Consider the following 18,534-nt stretch of genomic DNA (forward strand, 5'->3'; position numbering starts at 1 on the left):
CTGGCGAGGGCCGGAGCGAAGCGCTAGGTCGCGAGGATGACACAGGCACAGCGTATCGTCGCGATCATCGTCGCGGCCGGAACCGGCGTGCGCGCCGGGGGATCGGTTCCCAAGCAGTTCGCGCTGATCGCCGGCAGGCCGATGATCGCCTATTCCCATGAGGCGTTCGCGACGCATCCGGCGATCGCCGAAACGATCGTCGTCGTCGCCGAGGGCCAGCAAGGCTTGGCGACCGCAGCATTGGGGGACGTGTCGATCGTCGTTGGCGGGACGACGCGCCGCGAGTCGGTCACCAACGGCCTCGCGACGGTCGGCGAAGCGACGCACGTATTGATCCACGACGCCGCCCGCCCCTTCCTTTCGCATGCGGTCATCGATTCGCTCGCCGCCGCTTTGAAGACCAGGGACGCGGCCATTCCGGTGCTGCCGGTGACCGATACGCTGGCGCGCGGCAGTGTCCTGTTGGGCGATATCGTGCCACGCGCGGACCTCAACCGGGTGCAGACCCCGCAGGCGTTTGCCGTGGAGGCACTGCGTGCCGCCCATGCCGTCTGGCCGGCGGACGAGGAGGCGACCGACGACGCGCAGATGGTGCGACGGCTTGGCGTCGGCGTCGCGTTGGTGCAGGGCTCGGCGATGCTCGAGAAAGTCACGCACCCAGAAGATTTCGCGGCCGCCGAAGCGCGTGTTGCCTACGAGACCCGCACCGCGATGGGCTTCGACGTCCACCGCCTCGAAACCGGCGAGGAACTGTGGCTCGGCGGCGTGCTGATCCCGCATGACAAGGGCTTGTCGGGGCATAGCGACGCCGACGTCGCGCTCCACGCGCTGACCGATGCGCTGCTCGGGACGATCGCCGCGGGCGATATCGGCACGCATTTCCCGCCGAGCGACCCACAGTGGAAGGGTGCCGACTCCGCACAGTTCCTCCAGCATGCCGCCAAGCTGATCGCCGACAAGCGCGGTCGCATCGATTTCGTCGACCTGACGATCATGTGCGAGGCGCCGAAGATCGGGCCGCACCGTACGGCGATGACCGCGCGGATCGCCGACCTGCTCGGGCTTACGCTCGACCGGGTCAGCGTCAAGGCGACGACGACCGAACGCCTCGGCTTCACCGGGCGCGGTGAGGGTATCGCCGCGCAGGCCGTTGCGACCATTCGCTTGCCCGGATCTCCGCTGTGAAGATCGTCGGCGCACTTGCCGCGATCGCACTCCTTACCAGCCCGGCGGTCGCCCAACAGCGTTGCATCACCGGGCCCGAGGCCGAATCGCTGACGCTCGTCGCGATGCCCGACATTCTCCGCGAAACCGGTCGCGTCTGTGCGGCGCAGCTTCCCGCCAGAAGTCTCATCCGATCGCAGTCGAGTGCGTTGATCGACCGGTATCAGGTCGAGTCCGACCGGGCTTGGCCAGCGGCCCGCGCGGCGATCGTCAAGCTCAGCGATCCTGCCGTGGACGCGATGCTCGATTCGGAGTTTGCGCGACCGCTGCTGACGACGTTGCTGGTGCCGCAGATCGTCGGGCGGATCGCTACGCGCGATTGCGGGACGATCGACCGGATGGTGACGCTGCTCCAGCCCTTGCCACCGCGCAACACGGCGGGCATCGTCGTCGAGACGTTGCGGTACCTCAAATCCCAGAAGTCGCGCAGCGGTGATATCGCCGCGGTGGCGATGCTGCTCTGCCCGGTGGAGACTCGCTGATGGATACGATCCTTCCCGCCGAACTGGTCGACGCCGCCCGCAAGGTGGTCGAGCAGAACCGTGCGATTGGTCGCCGCGTCGCGGTCGCCGAGAGCTGCACCGGCGGGCTCGTCGCGGCTGCCCTGACCGAGATCCCCGGCTCGTCTGACGTATTCGAGGTCGGCTTCGTCACCTATTCGAACGCCGCCAAGCTCGGCGTGCTGAAGATCAGTTCGGACGTGCTCGAAACGTTCGGCGCGGTCTCGATCGCGGTGGCGTGGAGCATGGCGCAGGCCGCGCTCAAGCAGTCGGGCGCCGACATCGCGGTGGCGATAACAGGTGTGGCGGGCCCCGGTGGCGGATCGCTCAAGAAGCCAGTCGGTACCGTCGTGTTCGGTCGCGCCGAGAAGGGTCGCGACCCGTCCGACGTTCACGCCGATCGCAAGGACTTCGGTGATCTCGGTCGTGGCGGGATCCGGCTTCAGGCCGCGTTGTGCGCGCTCGAACTCTTGTTGCCGGACGCTTCGGCGCCATAAAGCTCGGCGGCGCGGGTCTCGAACGCGCCGATCATCTTCCGCAATGCCACGCCGAAGACCTGGCCGGCGATCATCTCGAACATCCGGTTCTTGAACGCGAAGTCGACGGTAAAATCGACTGCGCAGCCCTGCGGCTCTGGCCGGAAATGCCATTCGTTGCGCAGATACTTGAGCGGGCCATCGACGTAATCGACGTTGAGTTCGCTCGGCCGGACCTTCTGCACGCGCGACGTGAACGTCTCGCGCAGGCCCTTAAAGCCGACGATCATGTCGGCGAGCGTCTCCGTCTCGCTGTTCGAGCGCACGCGCATCGCGCTGACCCACGGCAGAAACTCGGCATAGCGACCGACATCGGCGACCAGGTCGAACATCTGCTCAGGCGTGTAGGGCAAGTGGCGCGTTTCCGAATGCTTCGGCATCAGATGCGCGCGACGCCCAGCTTGGCGTCACGGTTCGCGCGCAACCGCTCGAAGTCATCCCCCGCGTGATAGCTCGACCGCGTCAGCGGCGACGATGCGACCAACAGGAAGCCCTTCGCGCGGGCAATCGAGGCATAGGCATCGAACGCCTTAGGCGGCACGAACTCGGCGACCTTGGCATGGCGCGGCGTGGGCTGGAGATACTGCCCCATCGTCAGGAAATCGATGTCGGCGCAGCGCATGTCGTCCATCACCTGATGGATCTCTAGCCGCTCTTCGCCGAGCCCGAGCATAACGCCCGACTTGGTAAAGATCGACGGATCGTGCTTCTTGACGCTCTCCAGCAGCCGCAACGACGCGTAGTAGCGCGCACCTGGGCGGATCGTCGGATACAGCCGCGGCACCGTCTCGAGATTATGGTTGTAAACGTCGGGACGCGCCTCGACGATCGACTCGATCGCGGCTTGGGCCTTGTTACGGAAGTCTGGGGTCAGGATCTCGATCGTCGTCGTCGGGTTCGACGCACGGATCGCCTGGATCACCTTGACGAATTGCGACGCACCGCCATCGGGCAGATCATCACGATCAACCGAGGTGATGACGATGTGGTTCAGCCCCATCTGCGCGGCTGCATCGGCGACGTTCTGCGGCTCCATCCGATCGACCGCGCGCGGCATGCCGGTCTTGACGTTGCAGAAGGCGCACGCCCGCGTGCATGTGTCGCCGAGGATCATGACCGTCGCATGCTTCTTCGACCAGCATTCGCCAATGTTTGGACACGCCGCCTCTTCGCACACGGTGGTGAGGCTTTTCGAGCGCATGAGTTCGCGGGTTTTTGCGAAGCCAGCGGAGGTCGGCGCCTTGACGCGGATCCAGTCGGGCTTGCGCGCACGGACCGGTGCAACCATCGGGGTCATGTCGTTCATGCACGCCAGATAGCCCCGCCCTGCCGCTGAGACAATGGTGGCGGGCCATGTCGACGGGTTGGAACCATCGGACGAACCGGATAAAATCATGGAACCAGTTCCAACATGACAAGTTTGTCATGTTGCATCGCAAACTGATATGGAAGGCTAACCGTGCCAACTCACTTTCCGGAAATGATCGAAGGCTATCACCGCTTCAAGGACGGCCCCTGGGAGGAGCAGCGCGAGCGCTGGAAGGAATTGCAGGACGGCCAGAGCCCCAAGGTGATGATCATCGCGTGCTCCGACAGCCGCGTCGAACCCGCGCAGATTTTCGATACGCTCCCCGGCGAAGTGTTCGTCGTCCGCAACGTCGCCAACCTCGTACCGCCTTTCGAGACGGGTGGTGGTTATCACGGTGTCTCGGCTGCGATCGAGTTCGCGGTTACCCAGCTGAAGGTCGAAGAGATCGTTGTGATGGGCCACGAGAAGTGCGGCGGGTGCAAGGCTGCGCTGACGCAGGCGTTTGCCGATGCCGATCACGGTGCAGGCGGGTTTGTGTCCGACTGGGTCAGCCTGCTCGACGGTGCCCGCGAGAAGGTCATCGCAAAGTACGGTGAGGGCGCCGAGGCCGGCCGCGAGATGGAACTCGAATCCGTCCGCACCTCGATCGCCAATCTGCGGACGTTTCCGTTCGTGGCTGAGGCCGAAGCCGCCGGCAAGCTGGCCCTTCGCGGTGCCTATTTCGGCATCGACAAGGGCCAGATGCTGCTGCTCAACGAGGATGACGAGTTCATCCAGGCAGAGTCGACAGAAGCCAAATCCGCGAAAGCCTAACGGGTCAGCGAAGGCCTAACGCCTTCTCCGCCACCTTCTTGACCTTCGGGTCGAGTGGTGGCGGCACCATCGATACGCCGGCTTCGAGGCGGTCCGCGATCAGCGTCAGCGCTGCGATCCGGGCCGCCTTCTTTTCGTTGCCGTCGATGACGGTCCACGGCGCGGTCGCGGTGTCGGTGCGCGCGAACATCTCGGCCATCGCCTCCAGATAGTCTTCACGCCGCGATCGGTTGTGAAAATCGTCGAGCCCGGTCTTCCAATGCTTCCACGGATCGTCGAGCCGCGCTTCCAAGCGCCGGTCCTGCTCCTTCTGCGTGGTGTGGATGAACAGCTTGATCAGCGTCGTGCCGCTCTCGACCTGCTGCGCCTCGAACGCGTTGATCTCGTCGTAACCGTGGCGCCATTCGGTCTCGCTGGCGAACCCCTCGACGCGCTCGACGAGGACACGGCCGTACCAGCTGCGGTCGAACACCGCGATGTTGCCATCGGCTGGTAGTCGGTTCCAGAAGCGCCAGAGGAAATGATGCGCCTTCTCGTCCGCGGTCGGCGCCGAGATCGGCCAGACCTTGTAGTTGCGCGGGTCCCATTCGGCCGACAGGCGCTGGATGATGCCGCCCTTGCCCGCCGCGTCCCAGCCTTCGAACATCACGATCGCGCGCGTACCGCCGACGATGTGCGCGACCTGGATATGCTCGAGGCGCTTTTGCAGCGCGGCGAGGTCGTGCTTGTACTTGCCGTCGTATTCGTCGCCGTCTTCGTAGTCGGCCAGGTGTATCGTCATGCATCGCGCTCCGTCGCAAGGGTCGGGATCTGAACGTTCCAGGCGCCCCGTCGGCGCAGGACGAACCAATAATAGGCGATCGACAGCAGGATCTGCGCGGCCGTCATGATCATGCCGGGGCGGCCCTCCTCCAGATCGGACCAGCTCGTCCAGCAGACATAGCCGAGCGCGAGCAGCGTCACCACCGGTGCGAGTGGGTAGAACGGCATCTGGTAGGGGGCGTGGGCGGTCATGCCGGTACGCCTGCCGACCATCGCCGCGACGCAGATGCCCGCGTAGATCGCGACGAGGCCGGTGCCGCTGAGCACGAGCAGCAACTGGAGCGGCAGGAAGCACGCGACGATGCCGAACCCGCCGACCAGCAGCGTGCCGACCCAGGGCGAGCCGAACTTCGGGTGAACCTGTGTCATCCACCGGTCGAGCGGACGGCCCCAGCTTCCGTCGCGCGCGGTGCCGTAGAAGAAGCGTGCGCAGGCGAGGATGCAGGCGATCACCGCGTTGACGATCGCGACGACGACGCCGATCGAGATCCAGTTCGCCGTCGTGGTTCCGCTCCGGAGGGTGACGAGCAGGCCGAACGGATCGCTGGCGGTGAGCGTGGCGTGGAGATTGGGCGTTCCGACGAGGACCGCGACGATCGGGATGCCTTCGAACAGCAACGTCAGCGCGAGCGACGCCATGATCGCGCGCGCGATCAGCCGGGGGGCGTCGAGCATCTCCTCGCCGAAATACACTGCGGCGCCGTAGCCGTTGAGCGCGAAGATCGCGATCGAGGTGGCGAGGCCGATCGAGGCGGCGGACGCGGGGACGAGATTGGCTCCTTGCGGCATTACCGGGTGGAGCAACAGGTCGCCGATCGGGCGAACGGTATCGGCGAACCCGAGCCAGACGACCGCGCCGATCGCCAGCATCTCGACCAACAGGAAGAGCCCGGTGAGCCAGGCGTTGACGCGGATCTGGAGGATCGCGACGAGCGTCGACCCTGCGACCACGGCAATCGCGATGGGGATCTGCGGCAGGCCGGGGACGAGCGTGCCGAGCACCGCGCTGACGCCGAGCCCTGCGACTGGCGGGAAAAGCAGGTTGTTGAAGACGTTGACGCCGAGCATAACGAACCCCGCCATCGGCCCGAGCGTGTGCGCGACCGCAACGTACTCGCCACCCGCGACTGGCCATGCGGAGGATAGCTCGGCGTAGACGAACGCGGTCGCGACGCAGACGAGTCCGGCGATCAGCGTTGCCCACACCGCACCGGTGCCCGCGACCTGAAGCATGCCGGGGACGATGACGAACACCGACGATGCGGGGGTAGCGACGGAGAGGGTGAGGAACAGGACGCCTGTCACGCCGAGGCTGCGGACGAGGCTTGGCGCCGGTGTCATCTGATCGTCGCGCATGCCAACCCCTTATCTTGCAGGGGTATTTGCACGGTTGAGGGGGTTGAGGAAGCGTAGGTCGTCTTTCTCTCGCCCCTTAGGGGAGAGGGAGGGGCCCGCCCGCACTTGCGGGTGGGAGGGTGAGGGGAAGTTGGCGCGCACCAACCGCCCCTCACCCTCCCGTGGCCAAGCGGCTCCTCCTTCCCTCTCCCCGTAGGGGCGAGGGACAGAGAGAAGTTACCCAGCGCTCGGCGCGACCACCTTCGTCGCGTCCTTCGGGCCATCCACCGTCAGGCGGATGTTGAGTTCCTTCAGCTGCTTCGCGCTGACCGGGCTCGGTGCGCCCATCATCAAATCCTCGGCCTTCTGGTTCATCGGGAACAGCACGACCTCACGGATGTTCGGTTCGCCCGCGAGTAGCATCACCATCCGGTCGATCCCCGGCGCCGAGCCGCCATGCGGCGGTGCGCCGACCTTGAACGCGTTGATCATGCCCGCGAAGTTCGTGTCGACGTCGGCCTGCGTGTAGCCGGCGATCTCGAACGCCTTGTACATGATCTCGGGACGATGGTTACGGATCGCGCCCGACGACAGCTCGACGCCGTTGCAGACGATATCGTACTGATACGCCAGGATATCGAGCGGATCCTTGTTCTCCAGCGCGTCCATCTCGCCCTGCGGCATCGAGAATGGGTTGTGGCTGAAATCGACCTTCTTCGCGTCCTCGTCATATTCGAACATCGGGAAGTCGACGATCCAGCAGAACTCGAACCGGTTCTCATCGATGAACCCCAAGTCTGCGCCGATCCGCGCCCGGGCAGCGCCCGCGAGCTTCGATGCGGGCAGTTCCTTGCCGGCGGCGAAGAAGATGCCGTCGTTGGGACCGAGACCCATCTCGGCGATCAGCTTCCGCGTCGCTTCCTCGCCGTGGTTCTTGGCGATCGGGCCGCCGAGCTCACCGTTCTTCTGCGTGATGTAGCCGAGCCCGGCATGACCCTCGGCGCGCGCCCAGTCGTTCATGTCGGTGAAGAATTTGCGGCTCTTGTCGGCGGTGTTCGGCGCGGGGATCGCGCGGACCACGTCACCGCCGGCGACGATCCCCGCGAACAAGCCGAAGCCCGAGTCGACGAAGTGATGGCCGACGTCGTGGATCAGGATCGGGTTGCGCAGGTCGGGCTTGTCGCTGCCGTACTTCAGCATCGATTCGCGGTAGGGGATGCGCTTGAACGGCAATGCCGAGACCTGGCGTCCCTTGCCCTGCCAGTCGGCGAACTCCTCGAACACGCCGTGGAGGACGGGCTCAATCGCCGCGAACACGTCGTCCTGTGTGACGAAGCTCATCTCGAAATCGAGCTGGTAGAACTCGCCCGGCGAGCGATCGGCGCGTGCGTCCTCGTCGCGGAAGCAGGGCGCGATCTGGAAATAGCGATCGAAGCCGGCGACCATCAGCAGCTGCTTGAACATCTGCGGCGCCTGCGGCAGCGCGTAGAACTTGCCCGGATGGACGCGGCTCGGCACGAGGTAATCGCGCGCGCCTTCGGGCGACGACGCGGTCAGGATCGGCGTCTGGAACTCGGTGAACCCCTGCGAATTCATCCGGTTGCGCAGCGACGTGATCACCTGGCTGCGGAGCATGATGTTGGCGTGGAGCCGCTCGCGACGGAGGTCGAGATAGCGATAGCGGAGACGGATATCCTCGGGATACTCGGCCTCGCCCGCGACCGGCATCGGCAGTTCGCCGGCCATCGACTGGACGGTCGCGGCGGTCGCGCGGATCTCGATCCCGCCGGTCGGCAGGTTCGGGTTCACGGCTTCCGGCGCCCTTGCGGTGACCTTGCCGGTGATCGTGACGACGCTTTCGCTCTTCAGACCTTCGATGACCTTGAACACCGGGCCGCTGACGTCGGTGACGATCTGCGTGATGCCGTAGTGATCGCGCAGATCGATGAAGACGAGGTCGCCGTGATCGCGCTTCTTGTGGACCCAGCCGGAGACACGGACCTCTTCGCCGACCTGTTCGGGGCGGAGGGCGGCGCAGTTGTGGGTGCGATAGGCGTGCATGATGGGTCTTCTCGGACGATAAACAGGTGCCTCGCGCTTCCCTTCCCTACCGGGCTTTGTCAACCCGGACGAGGCTCGCTATGGACAGGCGATGCATATCCACCCGCTTATCTCCGACAGTGCCACGCTCGCCAATCTGTGCGCGCGCATGGCCGACGCCGACTATGTGTGCGTCGACACCGAATTCATGCGCGAGAGCACCTATTACCCGGAACTCTGCCTGATCCAGATCGCCGACGACAAGGAAGCCGCCGCGATCGATCCGATGGCACCGGGGATCGACCTGAAGCCGCTGCTCGACCTGCTGGTCGAGAATCACGACGTGCTGAAGGTTGTTCATGCCGGCGGGCAGGACATCGAGATCGTCTATAATCTGACGGGCAAGACGCCTTTCCCGCTGTTCGACACGCAGGTCGCGGCGATGGCGCTCGGCCAGGGCGAGCAGATCGGCTATTCGAACCTAGTCGACAGCTGGCTCGGGATCGCGGTCGACAAGGGCGCGCGGTTCACCGATTGGGCGCGCCGGCCGCTCGACGCGCGGCAGATCGAATACGCGATCGGCGACGTTACGCATCTCTCGAAGATCTTCCCGAAGATGCTGGAGCGGTTGCGCAAGACTGGGCGCGGGGTGTGGCTGGATCAGGAGATGGAGCGGCTCGGCGATACCGCGAATTATGCGAACGATCCCGATCTGGCTTGGAAGCGCGTGCGAATTTCGGGGCGCAAGCCTGATGTGCTGGGGCGGTTGAAGGCGCTCGCGCGCTGGCGGGAGCTGGAGGCGCAGGCGAAGGACCTACCGCGCGGGCGGATCGTCAAGGACGAGACGCTGGGCGACATGGCGGGGCATCCGCCGAAGAAGCAGGCGGACTTAGCGCGGGTGCGTGGGCTTTCGGCGACTTGGGCTGGGAACGACATCGGTGGCCGCTTGATGGCGGCGATCGAGGGCGCGCAACCGCTTGGCGACGATGAACTGCCGCCACGTGACGATCGCAAGCCTGGACTTGGCAAGGAGGGTTCGCTGGTGGCGGACCTCCTCAAGCTGCTGCTGAAGATTCGCTCGCGAGACATTGATGTCGCGTCGAAACTGCTCGCGCGCACCGATGAACTCGAGGCTCTGGCGGCGGGTGTTCGGACCGGGCTGCCTATGCTCGAAGGCTGGCGGTTCGATCAGTTCGGCCGCGATGCCCTTGATCTTGTCGAAGGGCGACTGGCGTTCGCGGTCATCGGCGGGAAGCTCAAGATGACGCGTACGGAGGATGCCGCATGAGGATCATTCTGGTTGCGGCGTTACTCGCCTCGGCGGCGTGTACGCCGGTCGAGATGCGTGGCGAGACGCCTGCCGCTGCTCCGATGGCTGCGGCGTGCAATGCAGACTCGCTGGGCAATCTGGTCGGCAAGCGGGCTAGCGATGCTCGGGCTGACGTGATGCAGACGCGGTCGGGCGCACGCACGCTCCGCTGGATCGCACCGAACACGGCCGTGACGATGGATTTTCGGCCCGATCGGCTGAATGTCTATGTGGACGCCAAGGGCCGGATCGAACGCGTCAGCTGCGCTTGAACCCATTGATCATCCCCTAGAAGGGGAGGATTCAGGAGAGACCCAGTACGGGCTTGCGTCCCAGGGCGGCGGCAAGCGCGTTATGGCGACGTTCCACCGCCTCGCCGTAGAGCCCACGATCATCAGGGCGCAGCGTCAGCGTAAGTGATACCCCGTCATCTGCGAGCCCTGATCGCTTCAAAGGTCCTGCTAAGCCACCACTCATTCGCTGGCCTAGTCGCATAGCGAGGCCCCAAGCAGTCGCGCTTTTCACCGCTGCCGGAGACGCGAGGAGACCCACTGTTTCACCGGCGGAGAGATCGCCACCAAGGCTCGTATAAAGAGCTTGCGCCAGCATCCCCCGGCCGGGCGCGTCAATCGCGACCCAGTTGCCGTGCAACGCGACCTCGACGCCGCGTTCGGCGCGGAACTCGGGGTTGGCGCGCCAGCCAACGTCCGCAAGCAAGCATGCCGTGTGGCGAATGCGCGCCATCGCGGGTGGCTCGGTGGTGAACAGCGGTGCGATCCAGCGGTCGAGGAGATCGCCGTGCTCGGGAAAGCGACCGAGGAGGCGACCCTCCTCGCGGGCGGCGACGATCAGTGGATCGAGCGTTCGGTCGGCCGGCTTCAGGTTTTCGTAGAGAAGGCCTTCGCGCAGGCCATACGCGGACACGATCGTCGTCCGGCTGCCGAGTTGTCGCATCAGTACGCCGAGCAACGCCGCAGCGTCCGCGAGCGTTGCCGTACGGCCCGACGACAGCCCCGGAATTGCTTTCAGGCGCGGCTTGGAAAGCTGCGGGATCGTCCGACTGAGCCGGGTAATCGTCGCCGCGGTCATCGAATATTGGTGGATGATCGGCAACGGATAGTCCGACAGCTCCATGTCGAGCCGTGCCAGCGCGCGCCACGATCCGCCGACCAGATAGAGCGGAAGCCCCTGCCCCTTTGCCGTCCAGCCGGCTTCACGCACCAGGCGTGCCACGTAACGGGCAAGCACCTTGCCGCGCTTGGCGCGGATCGGGCCGATGCGGAGGACGCCGAGCGGGAACGAGACGCGGTCCTCGATCTTGCCGCGACGAACGCGGACGAGTTCGAGACTGCCACCGCCGAGATCACCGACGATGCCATCCGCCTCGGGGATCGCGGACAGCACACCATAGCCTGCCGCGCTGGCTTCCTGTTCGCCCGACAAAGTCTCGACGGTCAGGCCGAGTTGTTCAGCCGCGGCAATAAGTTCGCCGCCGTTCTTCGCATCGCGTACCGCCGCGGTCGCGACCGTGCGGAGCGTCGAGCATTCCATTTCTTTCGCCACCGCCGCGAACCGTGCCAGCGCGACGCGTGCCGTCTTCAGCGCGGATTTCTCGATCGCGCCGGTGGCGGCGAGCCCGCGCCCGAGCCCCGCCAGGACCTTCTCGTTGAACCGGATCGCGGGGAGCCGCGGCGGCCCTTGATACACCACCAGACGGATCGAGTTCGAGCCGATGTCGATGATCCCGGTACGCGGGTGATCGTCGGTCTCGGCCTTGGGCGGGGAATTGCCGAACAGGATATTCGTGACGCTCATCGTTTTCGACGGAGCGACAGCGTCGGTACGGCATTGCTGGTCGCGAGCGAGGCGCCGCGGCCGGAGAGCGAAGGATTCGTCATGAAATACCGATGCAGGTTGAACGGGCGGTCGCCGGGATCGACGCGGCTATATTCGCCGTCGGGGCCTAGCTCCCAACTCTGCTCGTTGTCGATCAGGTTCGCGACCATCACCTGATCGAGGATCTGGTCGTGGACGGTCGGATTGAGGATCGGCAGCATATATTCGACGCGGCGATCGAAGTTACGCGGCATCCAGTCGGCCGACGAGATGAACAGCTTCGCACCGTCGTTGGGGAGCGCCTTGCCGTTGCCGAAGGCCCAGATCCGGCTGTGCTCGAGGAAGCGCCCAATCACCGACTTTACCCGGATCGTCTCGGACAACCCAGGCACGCCGGGTCGCAGGCAGCAGATGCCGCGAATGATGAGGTCGATCTCGACCCCCGCCCCGCTCGCTTCGTAGAGCTTCTCGATCACCGCAGGGTCGACCAGCGAGTTCATCTTTGCCCAGACGCCGGCTGGCTTGCCGGCGCGCGCGTTGGCGATCTCGACGTCGATCAGGTTCATCAGGTTCTGGCGAAGGTCACGCGGGCTTAGGCTGACACGCGCCATGTCGGTCGGTTCGACATAGCCGGTGATGTAGTTGAACATCTGCGCCGCATCGCGCCCGACCGCGGCGTCGGCAGTGAAGAAGCTGAGGTCGGTATATATCTTGGCGGTGACCGGGTGATAATTGCCCGTACCGAAGTGGCAGTAGGTGCGGAACGCCTGCCCTTCGCGGCGGACGACCAGCGAGACCTTCGCGTGCGTCTTCCAGTCGATGAAGCCGTAGACGACCTGCACGCCCGCGCGCTCCAGCGCAGACGCCCAGACCATGTTCTGCTCTTCATCGAACCGCGCCTTCAGCTCGACGACCGCGGTGACGGACTTGCCCGCCTCAGCCGCGGTGATGAGCGCGTTGATGACCGCAGGCTGCTTGCCGGCGCGGTAGAGCGTCTGCTTGATCGCCACCACATCCGGGTCGTTCGCCGCCTGCTTCAGGAAGGCGAGCACCACCTCGAACGTCTCGTACGGGTGGTGGACGACGATGTCCTTCGCCTTGATCGCCGCGAAGCAGTCGCCGCCGAATTCGCGGATTCGCTCGGGAAAGCGTGGCGTGAAGGGCGGAAATTTCAGGTCGGGACGATCCTCGTCGACCAGCCCGTCGAGGTCGACGATGCCAAGCAAATTGCCGCTCTCGGTGATGATCGCGTCGGCGCCGCCGAGCTCATCCTTAAGGACCGCGGCAAGCACGTCGGGGATACCGGTTTCGAGTTCCAGACGGATCACGCGGCCGCGGCGACGACGCTTGATCGCGTTGGCGAAGTAGCGGACGAGATCCTCGGCCTCTTCCTCGATCTCCATGTCGCTGTCGCGTAGGACGCGGAAGCTGGCGGCGGCGAGGACTTCGTAACCGGGGAACAGGACCGGCGCGAACCGCTTCAGGATCGATTCGATCGAGATGTAGCGCGCAGGCTCGCCGGGAAGGCGGACGAAGCGCGTCATCGTGTGTGGAAGCATGACCAGTTCGCGGACCGGCTCGTTATCCGAACGGCGGACGAGGTCGAAGATCACCGACAGCCCGCGGTTCGGGATGAACGGGAACGGGTGTGCGGGGTCAAGCGCCTGCGGGGTCAGGATCGGGAAAATCTGATCGCGGAAATGCGTTTCGAGCCACTCGTCGGCCTCACCCTCGACCGCCTCGCGCCGGAGGACGAACAGTCCGGCTTCGTCGAGCAGCACGCGGAGATCGCCCCACACCGCCTGCTGGCTCGCCATCAGTTCGTCGGCCTCGCGGACGATCGCGGTCAGCTGCTGGCCCGCGGTTAAGCCGTCGGCGGATCGCCGATCGACGTCCTGCGTCTGCTGTCCCTTCAGGCCGGCGACGCGGACCATGAAGAACTCGTCGAGGTTGGAGCCGGATATCGACAGGAAGCGGAGCCGCTCGAGCAGCGGATGCGCGGGGTTGCACGCCTCCTCCAACACCCGGCGGTTGAACGCGAGCCAGGAGAGCTCGCGGTTGAAAAACCGGTCGTTCGGCTCTGCGCCGATGGGATCGTCGTCGTCTTCCGATTGGCGGACGATATGGGCTGGACGGTTCATCGGGCCTCTTGGGGGCTTATGGTGGCGTGAAGAGCGGAAGGTCGAGAGCGAGTTGCGGCCGAAGGATCAGCCCGGCCTCGGTGAGTGTGGTTCGTGCAAGAGGAATGGACAAGCGCTTGCGACGTTCCATCGCCTCCTGATCGAGCGCATCGACGGTTCGCGTTACGGTAATATGACTGCGCTCGATTCTGGTCGCGAGCCAGTCGATCAGATCGGGCCGCGCATCGAGGCTGCGGCGCTCGAACAGATGCGCGAGCAACAGCCGCATGAGCTCGTCGTCGGGCGCGCCGATCGCCGCGATCGGGCTGGCGGCGAGGCGCGAGCGCAGGTCGGGAAGTTTCACCTTCCATTCGGGCGGCGCGGCGTCGGCGACGATCAGCAGCGGCTTGTGCTCCTCCTGCGCGCGGTTCCAGGCGTGGAAGAGCTGCGCTTCGGGCACGCGCTCGGCGTCGTCGATGATCGTCCCGCCGCTCTTCGCCGCGAAGATCCGCGCGAGCAGACTGCGGCCCGATTTGCGCGGGCCGGTGAGGATGGCGGTCATGACCGGCCACGTCGCGGTATGCTCCAGCGTGTGGACGGCCCGCGAGTTGGAGGGGGTAACGAGGAAGGCGTCGTCGCGAGGGTCCGCCGGCCACCCGAGTGGCAGCGCAATTTGAGTCATCTTGGTCGCGCTCACCCTGTCGTCGCATTGTCCGCGGGCAAGTCCGGCGGAAGAAGTTGGGCGACCCGGCGGATGCGGATCGTCTGGCCGGAGCCGAATACCTGATAGCCGCGGGCTTCGAGCGCGGTCTTCAGCGCAGCCGGGTCGCCATCGTACGCGACGCGCATCAGCGAGACGCCGCCGAGTGCTAGGCTGGTCGTTGCAGCCGAGCGGACACCGGGGATCGCGCGGAGTGCGGCTTCGGTCGACGAGACCGCGGTGGCGGCGGGCGTGTCGAACTGGACGATGATCGAGATGCCCGCGCCACCCGTCAGGACGGCGGTGTTGGCGTCCGCGGTCTCGTCGGCGGGCAGGTCGTCGATCACCGCGGCTTCGGGCGGCGGCGGTGGCGACAGGCTGTAGTCGACACGGAGCGAGCCGTTGCGACGCGCCTGCTGGTAGAGGTCGTCGATCCGCTTCACGCCGGTGTCGAGCAATTGAGCGATGCCGTCGGGCGTACCGACTCGCAGCGTGAAGCTGCCGATCAGCTCGTTGTCGGGGCCATGGCGCGCTTCGAACACGCCGATCACCGGGCCGCCGGGCCATTGGCGGTAGAGCTTCACGACCGGGGTGAGCACGTCGCTGGCGCCATATTGATCGAGGATCGTCCGCCACCAGCCGCGGCCGGGGCGCTGGGTCTGGCCGACGTTGAGCAGCAGCGCGTCGGGGCCGGAGCCGGACGGGCGGACATAGTCGATGCTGCTGTTGCCGGTGCGATAGCGCGCCCAGGCCTGCTGCCACTGCGTGCTCTGCTCGAACGCCTGGCCGACGCCTCCTGAATATTGGATTGGGATCGTCAGCATCGGCTGCGAACGATCGGCGTAGGTCGAAATGCCGAGGATCGATCCGGCGCGGCCGCGATCGAACAGCACGCCGAGCTTGGCGATGTAGCGCTGCGGGCCGATCTGTTCGTTCTCGACGACGATTCCCGAGACGAGCGAATCGAGCGTGCCATCGGACACGAGGCCGCCACCACCGCCGAGCCGGTTCGACAATTGGACCCAGGCCTTGCGCTGGGCGAGCCGCCAGCCGCTGTAGCGCGCGGCGTCCGCCGTCTTGCCGGCGACATCGACCGTGACGCCGCTCACCTCGTACGCGCTGCCGCTGTCGACCGGGGCTGCGCCTCGGCTGCCGCCTTCGATCTGCGCGAGCACGGCTCCACCGCTCAGCAGGAGAGCGGCGCCAGCAAGCGCGGTGGGAAGGGTACGGATACGCATCAAGCGGGCCTTTTGGCGAAGCAGACGTGGAAATCCAAGCGCGATGTGGCTAGCAGCACCGATCATGACCGATACGCCAGACTCCGCCGCTCCCGCTTCGGGCCCTTATACCTACGCTCAGGCGGGCGTTTCGATCGCCGCGGGCAATGCGCTGGTGCGGGCGATCGCCCCGCTCGCGCGCTCGACCCGTAGGCCGGGGGCGGATGCCGATCTCGGCGGGTTCGGCGGGATGTTCGACCTCAAGGCGGCAGGGTTCGTCGATCCGTTGCTGGTCGCGGCGAACGACGGCGTGGGCACCAAGCTGAAGCTGGCGATCGATTGGGATCGGCATGAGGGCGTCGGCGTCGACCTCGTCGCGATGTGCGTCAACGATCTGATCGTGCAGGGCGCCGAGCCGCTGTTTTTCCTCGATTATTATGCGAGCGGGAAGCTCGATGCGGCGGTCGCCGAGCGCGTCGTCGCGTCGATTGCGGAAGGCTGCAAGACCGCCGGCTGCGCGCTGATCGGCGGCGAGACCGCCGAGATGCCGGGCATGTATGCCGATGGCGATTACGATCTGGCGGGCTTCTGCGTCGGTGCGGTCGAACGGACCAACGTTCTCACCGGGCGCGAGATCGCAGCGGGCGACGTGATGCTCGGGCTGGCGTCTTCGGGCGTGCATTCGAACGGGTTCTCGCTGGTTCGGCGCCTTGCCGCCGATCGTGGGTGGAAGCTCGCTAGGCCTGCGTTGTTCGATCAGGACAAGTTGCTGATCGATCATCTGATGGCGCCGACTCGCATTTATGTGGCGAGCCTGCTGCCGTTGCTGCGTGAGCGGCGGATCAAGGGGCTGGCGCATATCACCGGTGGCGGCCTGCTCGAGAACATTCCGCGCGTGCTGCCCGAAGGCGTGCATGCGGTGGTTGACGCGGATGCTTGGGAGCAGTCGCGGTTGATGGCGTTCCTGCAGGCGCAAGGCGCGATCGAGCCGGAGGAGATGGCGCGGACGTTCAACTGCGGGATCGGCATGGTCGTGATCGTGAGTGCCCACGAGGCCGAGGCCGTGACCGCGGCGCTGGAGGCGGCGGACGAAACGGTGTGCACGATCGGGCGGATCGAGACTGGCGCGCATGGCTGCACGGTGCGTGGGTCGGCGGGTACGTGGAGCGCGCGCGAGGACTGGACCGCGACGCATGGCTGAGAAAACGCGCGTCGGCGTGCTGATCTCCGGGCGCGGATCGAACATGATGGCGCTGGTCCGTGCGTCGCGCGCTGCGGAGTGTCCGTACGAGATCGCTCTGGTCGCGTCGGACAAGCCGGACGCGGCGGGGCTCGAATGGGCGCGGTCGGAGGGGGTGGCGACGTTCGCGCTCTCGCCAAAGGGTTTGGGGAAGCCGGCCTATGAGGCGGCGATCGATGCAGCGTTGCGCGAGGCTGGTGTCGAGGTCGTTGCACTCGCCGGGTATATGCGACTGTTGTCCGACGGGTTCGTCGCGGCGTGGCGGGATCGGATCGTCAACATCCACCCGTCGCTGCTGCCAAAGTACAAGGGCCTCGACACGCACGCCCGAGCGATTGCGGCGGGTGATGCGGTCGGAGGCTGTTCGGTGCATGTCGTGACCGAGGAACTCGATGGCGGCGTGGTGCTGGGCCAAGCCGAGGTGCCGATCCTTGCCGGCGACGATGCGGATGCGCTTGCGGATCGCGTGCTGGCGGCGGAACATGCTTTGTACCCGAAGACTTTGGCGGAGTTCGTGACGCGATGACCGATCTGTCCCCCCTCGACCGCGTTCGCGCGGCGGCTTTGGCGCTGCCGGAGACCGAGGAGAAGGTGTCACACGGTCAGCCGACGTTCTTCGTGGCCGACAGGCAGTTCGCGCAGTTCCGGGCGGATCATCACGGCGATGGATTGACCATGGTGTGCGTGAAGACCAGCGGCACCGATGAACAGACGACGCTGATCGAGGCTAACCCGGCAATGTATTCGCGGCCAGCGTATCTTGGCGCGACTGGTTGGGTCGGGATGAATGTCGCCGGCGATCCGGACTGGGCGCTGGTCGAGGACCGCATTGCGCGGAGTTGGGAACTGGCGGCGCCTGCCCGCTTGCTGGAAGCTGGCGGACGATGAGCACCGAGACTCCGACCGAACGCCGCGAGGCTGCGGCTACGCGGCGGCGTTGGGTGACGCTAGCCGAGGTCGTGGCGGTCGCGGGCGTGCTGATCGCGGCGCTGACGCTGTGGACCAACTGGTCGGATCACCGTGCGAACGAGGCCGACAAGATCGCCGTGCAGTCGAGTGCGGCGCGCGAGCGGACGAAGATCGATCTGTCGGCGATCGTGCAGGATGGCGGCAACACGCTGTTGCTGAAGGATGCGCGGCATGACCTTCAGGACGTGACGATCATCTTCCCCCGCGCGCTGGGCGTCTCGCCGCAGCGGCCACCGGCGGAACCGATTATTGATGGGGCGTGGTTTTCGGCACCGTTGCTGAAGCTTACCGACGGTGGCTCGGACGATCGTGCGGGGCGGTTGCCGGTGCTGGTCAGCGTGCAGTATTTCGATGGGGATACGACGCGGTCGGCTAGCGGGATCTACGATGTGATCTGGAAGACCGAGGGGCGGATGCTGCGCGGTCGCGCGCTTAAGCTTGAGGGCTTACGGGTTCGTCAGCGCGGTGGCGATCAGGCGAAGCTTGATGCGATCTGGGCGAAAGAGAAGCCGGCGGCGTAAGCTGCACTGCCTGAAAAGTAAGCGTGTTCCCCCGCGAAGGCGG

The 18,534-nt window shown here is 65.8% G+C and carries 19 protein-coding genes; 10 read left to right on the forward strand and 9 right to left on the reverse strand.

From position 1 onward, the window contains the following. Window positions 1-36 precede the first annotated feature (36 nt). From ASE69_RS01380 to ASE69_RS01390, 3 genes are read left to right on the forward strand one after another with little or no spacing between them, the layout of a single operon-like run. Window positions 37-1,185, forward strand: a complete 1,149-nt coding sequence (locus ASE69_RS01380) for a bifunctional 2-C-methyl-D-erythritol 4-phosphate cytidylyltransferase/2-C-methyl-D-erythritol 2,4-cyclodiphosphate synthase (RefSeq protein WP_056481875.1) — start codon at window positions 37-39, stop codon at window positions 1,183-1,185. Continuing rightward, window positions 1,182-1,706, forward strand: coding sequence for a hypothetical protein (locus tag ASE69_RS01385; protein ID WP_200924086.1), 525 nt, complete (start codon window positions 1,182-1,184; stop codon window positions 1,704-1,706). Before ASE69_RS01380 ends, ASE69_RS01385 begins: the two co-directional genes overlap by 4 nt. Continuing rightward, the gene (locus tag ASE69_RS01390) at window positions 1,706-2,221 is read left to right on the forward strand and encodes a CinA family protein (RefSeq protein WP_056048893.1); all 516 of its coding nucleotides are present in this window, start codon (window positions 1,706-1,708) and stop codon (window positions 2,219-2,221) included. The genes ASE69_RS01385 and ASE69_RS01390 overlap by 1 nt, the downstream gene beginning before the upstream one ends. On the opposite strand, the gene ASE69_RS01395 is transcribed toward ASE69_RS01390, so the two are convergent. Further along, window positions 2,167-2,640 (reverse strand): type II toxin-antitoxin system RatA family toxin, encoded by a 474-nt coding sequence (locus ASE69_RS01395; protein ID WP_056481878.1) that lies wholly within the window; start codon window positions 2,638-2,640, stop codon window positions 2,167-2,169. The two genes, ASE69_RS01390 and ASE69_RS01395, sit on opposite strands and share 55 nt — an antisense overlap. After that, window positions 2,640-3,566, reverse strand: coding sequence for a lipoyl synthase (gene lipA, locus ASE69_RS01400; protein ID WP_056481881.1), 927 nt, complete (start codon window positions 3,564-3,566; stop codon window positions 2,640-2,642). The genes ASE69_RS01395 and lipA overlap by 1 nt, the downstream gene beginning before the upstream one ends. Window positions 3,567-3,740: 174 nt before the next feature. Here lipA and ASE69_RS01405 point away from each other — a divergent pair, with 174 nt between their 5' ends. Then, the gene (locus tag ASE69_RS01405; protein WP_056481883.1) at window positions 3,741-4,382 is read left to right on the forward strand and encodes a carbonic anhydrase; all 642 of its coding nucleotides are present in this window, start codon (window positions 3,741-3,743) and stop codon (window positions 4,380-4,382) included. 4 nt (window positions 4,383-4,386) lie between these two features. Here ASE69_RS01405 and ASE69_RS01410 read toward each other — a convergent pair whose 3' ends face one another. The 3 genes from ASE69_RS01410 to aspS all read right to left on the reverse strand — a co-directional run bounded on the left by ASE69_RS01410 (window position 4,387) and on the right by aspS (window position 8,600). Then, window positions 4,387-5,163: a polyphosphate kinase 2 family protein gene (locus ASE69_RS01410; protein ID WP_056481886.1), complete on the reverse strand. Its 777-nt coding sequence runs from the start codon at window positions 5,161-5,163 to the stop codon at window positions 4,387-4,389. Then, entirely contained in the window at window positions 5,160-6,560 is a 1,401-nt protein-coding gene (locus tag ASE69_RS01415; RefSeq protein ID WP_082452762.1) for an APC family permease, read from the reverse strand. Before ASE69_RS01415 ends, ASE69_RS01410 begins: the two co-directional genes overlap by 4 nt. Before the next feature lie 216 nt (window positions 6,561-6,776). After that, complete coding sequence (gene aspS / locus ASE69_RS01420; RefSeq protein ID WP_200924087.1) at window positions 6,777-8,600, reverse strand: aspartate--tRNA ligase; 1,824 nt, start codon at window positions 8,598-8,600, stop codon at window positions 6,777-6,779. 91 nt (window positions 8,601-8,691) lie between these two features. Here aspS and rnd point away from each other — a divergent pair, with 91 nt between their 5' ends. Further along, on the forward strand, window positions 8,692-9,867 hold the full coding sequence (gene rnd, locus ASE69_RS01425) for a ribonuclease D (RefSeq protein WP_056048878.1): 1,176 nt from the start codon (window positions 8,692-8,694) through the stop codon (window positions 9,865-9,867). After that, entirely contained in the window at window positions 9,864-10,160 is a 297-nt protein-coding gene (locus ASE69_RS01430) for an I78 family peptidase inhibitor (protein WP_082452763.1), read from the forward strand. Before rnd ends, ASE69_RS01430 begins: the two co-directional genes overlap by 4 nt. A 31-nt stretch (window positions 10,161-10,191) precedes the next feature. Here the strand turns inward: ASE69_RS01430 and ASE69_RS01435 are convergent, their stop codons facing one another. From ASE69_RS01435 to ASE69_RS01450, 4 genes are read right to left on the reverse strand one after another with little or no spacing between them, the layout of a single operon-like run. Then, window positions 10,192-11,703: a Ppx/GppA family phosphatase gene (locus ASE69_RS01435; protein WP_056481889.1), complete on the reverse strand. Its 1,512-nt coding sequence runs from the start codon at window positions 11,701-11,703 to the stop codon at window positions 10,192-10,194. After that, entirely contained in the window at window positions 11,700-13,865 is a 2,166-nt protein-coding gene (locus ASE69_RS01440) for an RNA degradosome polyphosphate kinase (protein WP_056481892.1), read from the reverse strand. The genes ASE69_RS01435 and ASE69_RS01440 overlap by 4 nt, the downstream gene beginning before the upstream one ends. A 16-nt stretch (window positions 13,866-13,881) precedes the next feature. Further along, the gene (locus ASE69_RS01445; RefSeq protein WP_056482954.1) at window positions 13,882-14,526 is read right to left on the reverse strand and encodes an HdaA/DnaA family protein; all 645 of its coding nucleotides are present in this window, start codon (window positions 14,524-14,526) and stop codon (window positions 13,882-13,884) included. An 11-nt stretch (window positions 14,527-14,537) separates the two neighbouring features. Beyond that, window positions 14,538-15,782 (reverse strand): heavy-metal-associated domain-containing protein, encoded by a 1,245-nt coding sequence (locus ASE69_RS01450; protein WP_056481895.1) that lies wholly within the window; start codon window positions 15,780-15,782, stop codon window positions 14,538-14,540. 64 nt (window positions 15,783-15,846) lie between these two features. On the opposite strand from ASE69_RS01450, the gene purM reads away from it, so the two are divergent. From purM to ASE69_RS01470, 4 genes are read left to right on the forward strand one after another with little or no spacing between them, the layout of a single operon-like run. Beyond that, window positions 15,847-16,962 carry a phosphoribosylformylglycinamidine cyclo-ligase gene (purM, locus tag ASE69_RS01455; RefSeq protein ID WP_056482957.1) on the forward strand — a complete coding sequence of 372 codons (1,116 nt, stop codon included), beginning with the start codon at window positions 15,847-15,849 and terminating at the stop codon, window positions 16,960-16,962. After that, window positions 16,955-17,527, forward strand: a complete 573-nt coding sequence (purN, locus tag ASE69_RS01460; protein ID WP_056481898.1) for a phosphoribosylglycinamide formyltransferase — start codon at window positions 16,955-16,957, stop codon at window positions 17,525-17,527. The genes purM and purN overlap by 8 nt, the downstream gene beginning before the upstream one ends. Next, window positions 17,524-17,889, forward strand: coding sequence for an MmcQ/YjbR family DNA-binding protein (locus tag ASE69_RS01465; protein ID WP_056481901.1), 366 nt, complete (start codon window positions 17,524-17,526; stop codon window positions 17,887-17,889). The genes purN and ASE69_RS01465 overlap by 4 nt, the downstream gene beginning before the upstream one ends. After that, window positions 17,886-18,491, forward strand: coding sequence for a hypothetical protein (locus ASE69_RS01470; RefSeq protein WP_056481904.1), 606 nt, complete (start codon window positions 17,886-17,888; stop codon window positions 18,489-18,491). Before ASE69_RS01465 ends, ASE69_RS01470 begins: the two co-directional genes overlap by 4 nt. Window positions 18,492-18,534: the final 43 nt, after the last annotated feature.

Origin of the sequence: Sphingomonas sp. Leaf208, assembly GCF_001421415.1 — a bacterium.
Lineage (GTDB): Bacteria > Pseudomonadota > Alphaproteobacteria > Sphingomonadales > Sphingomonadaceae > Sphingomonas.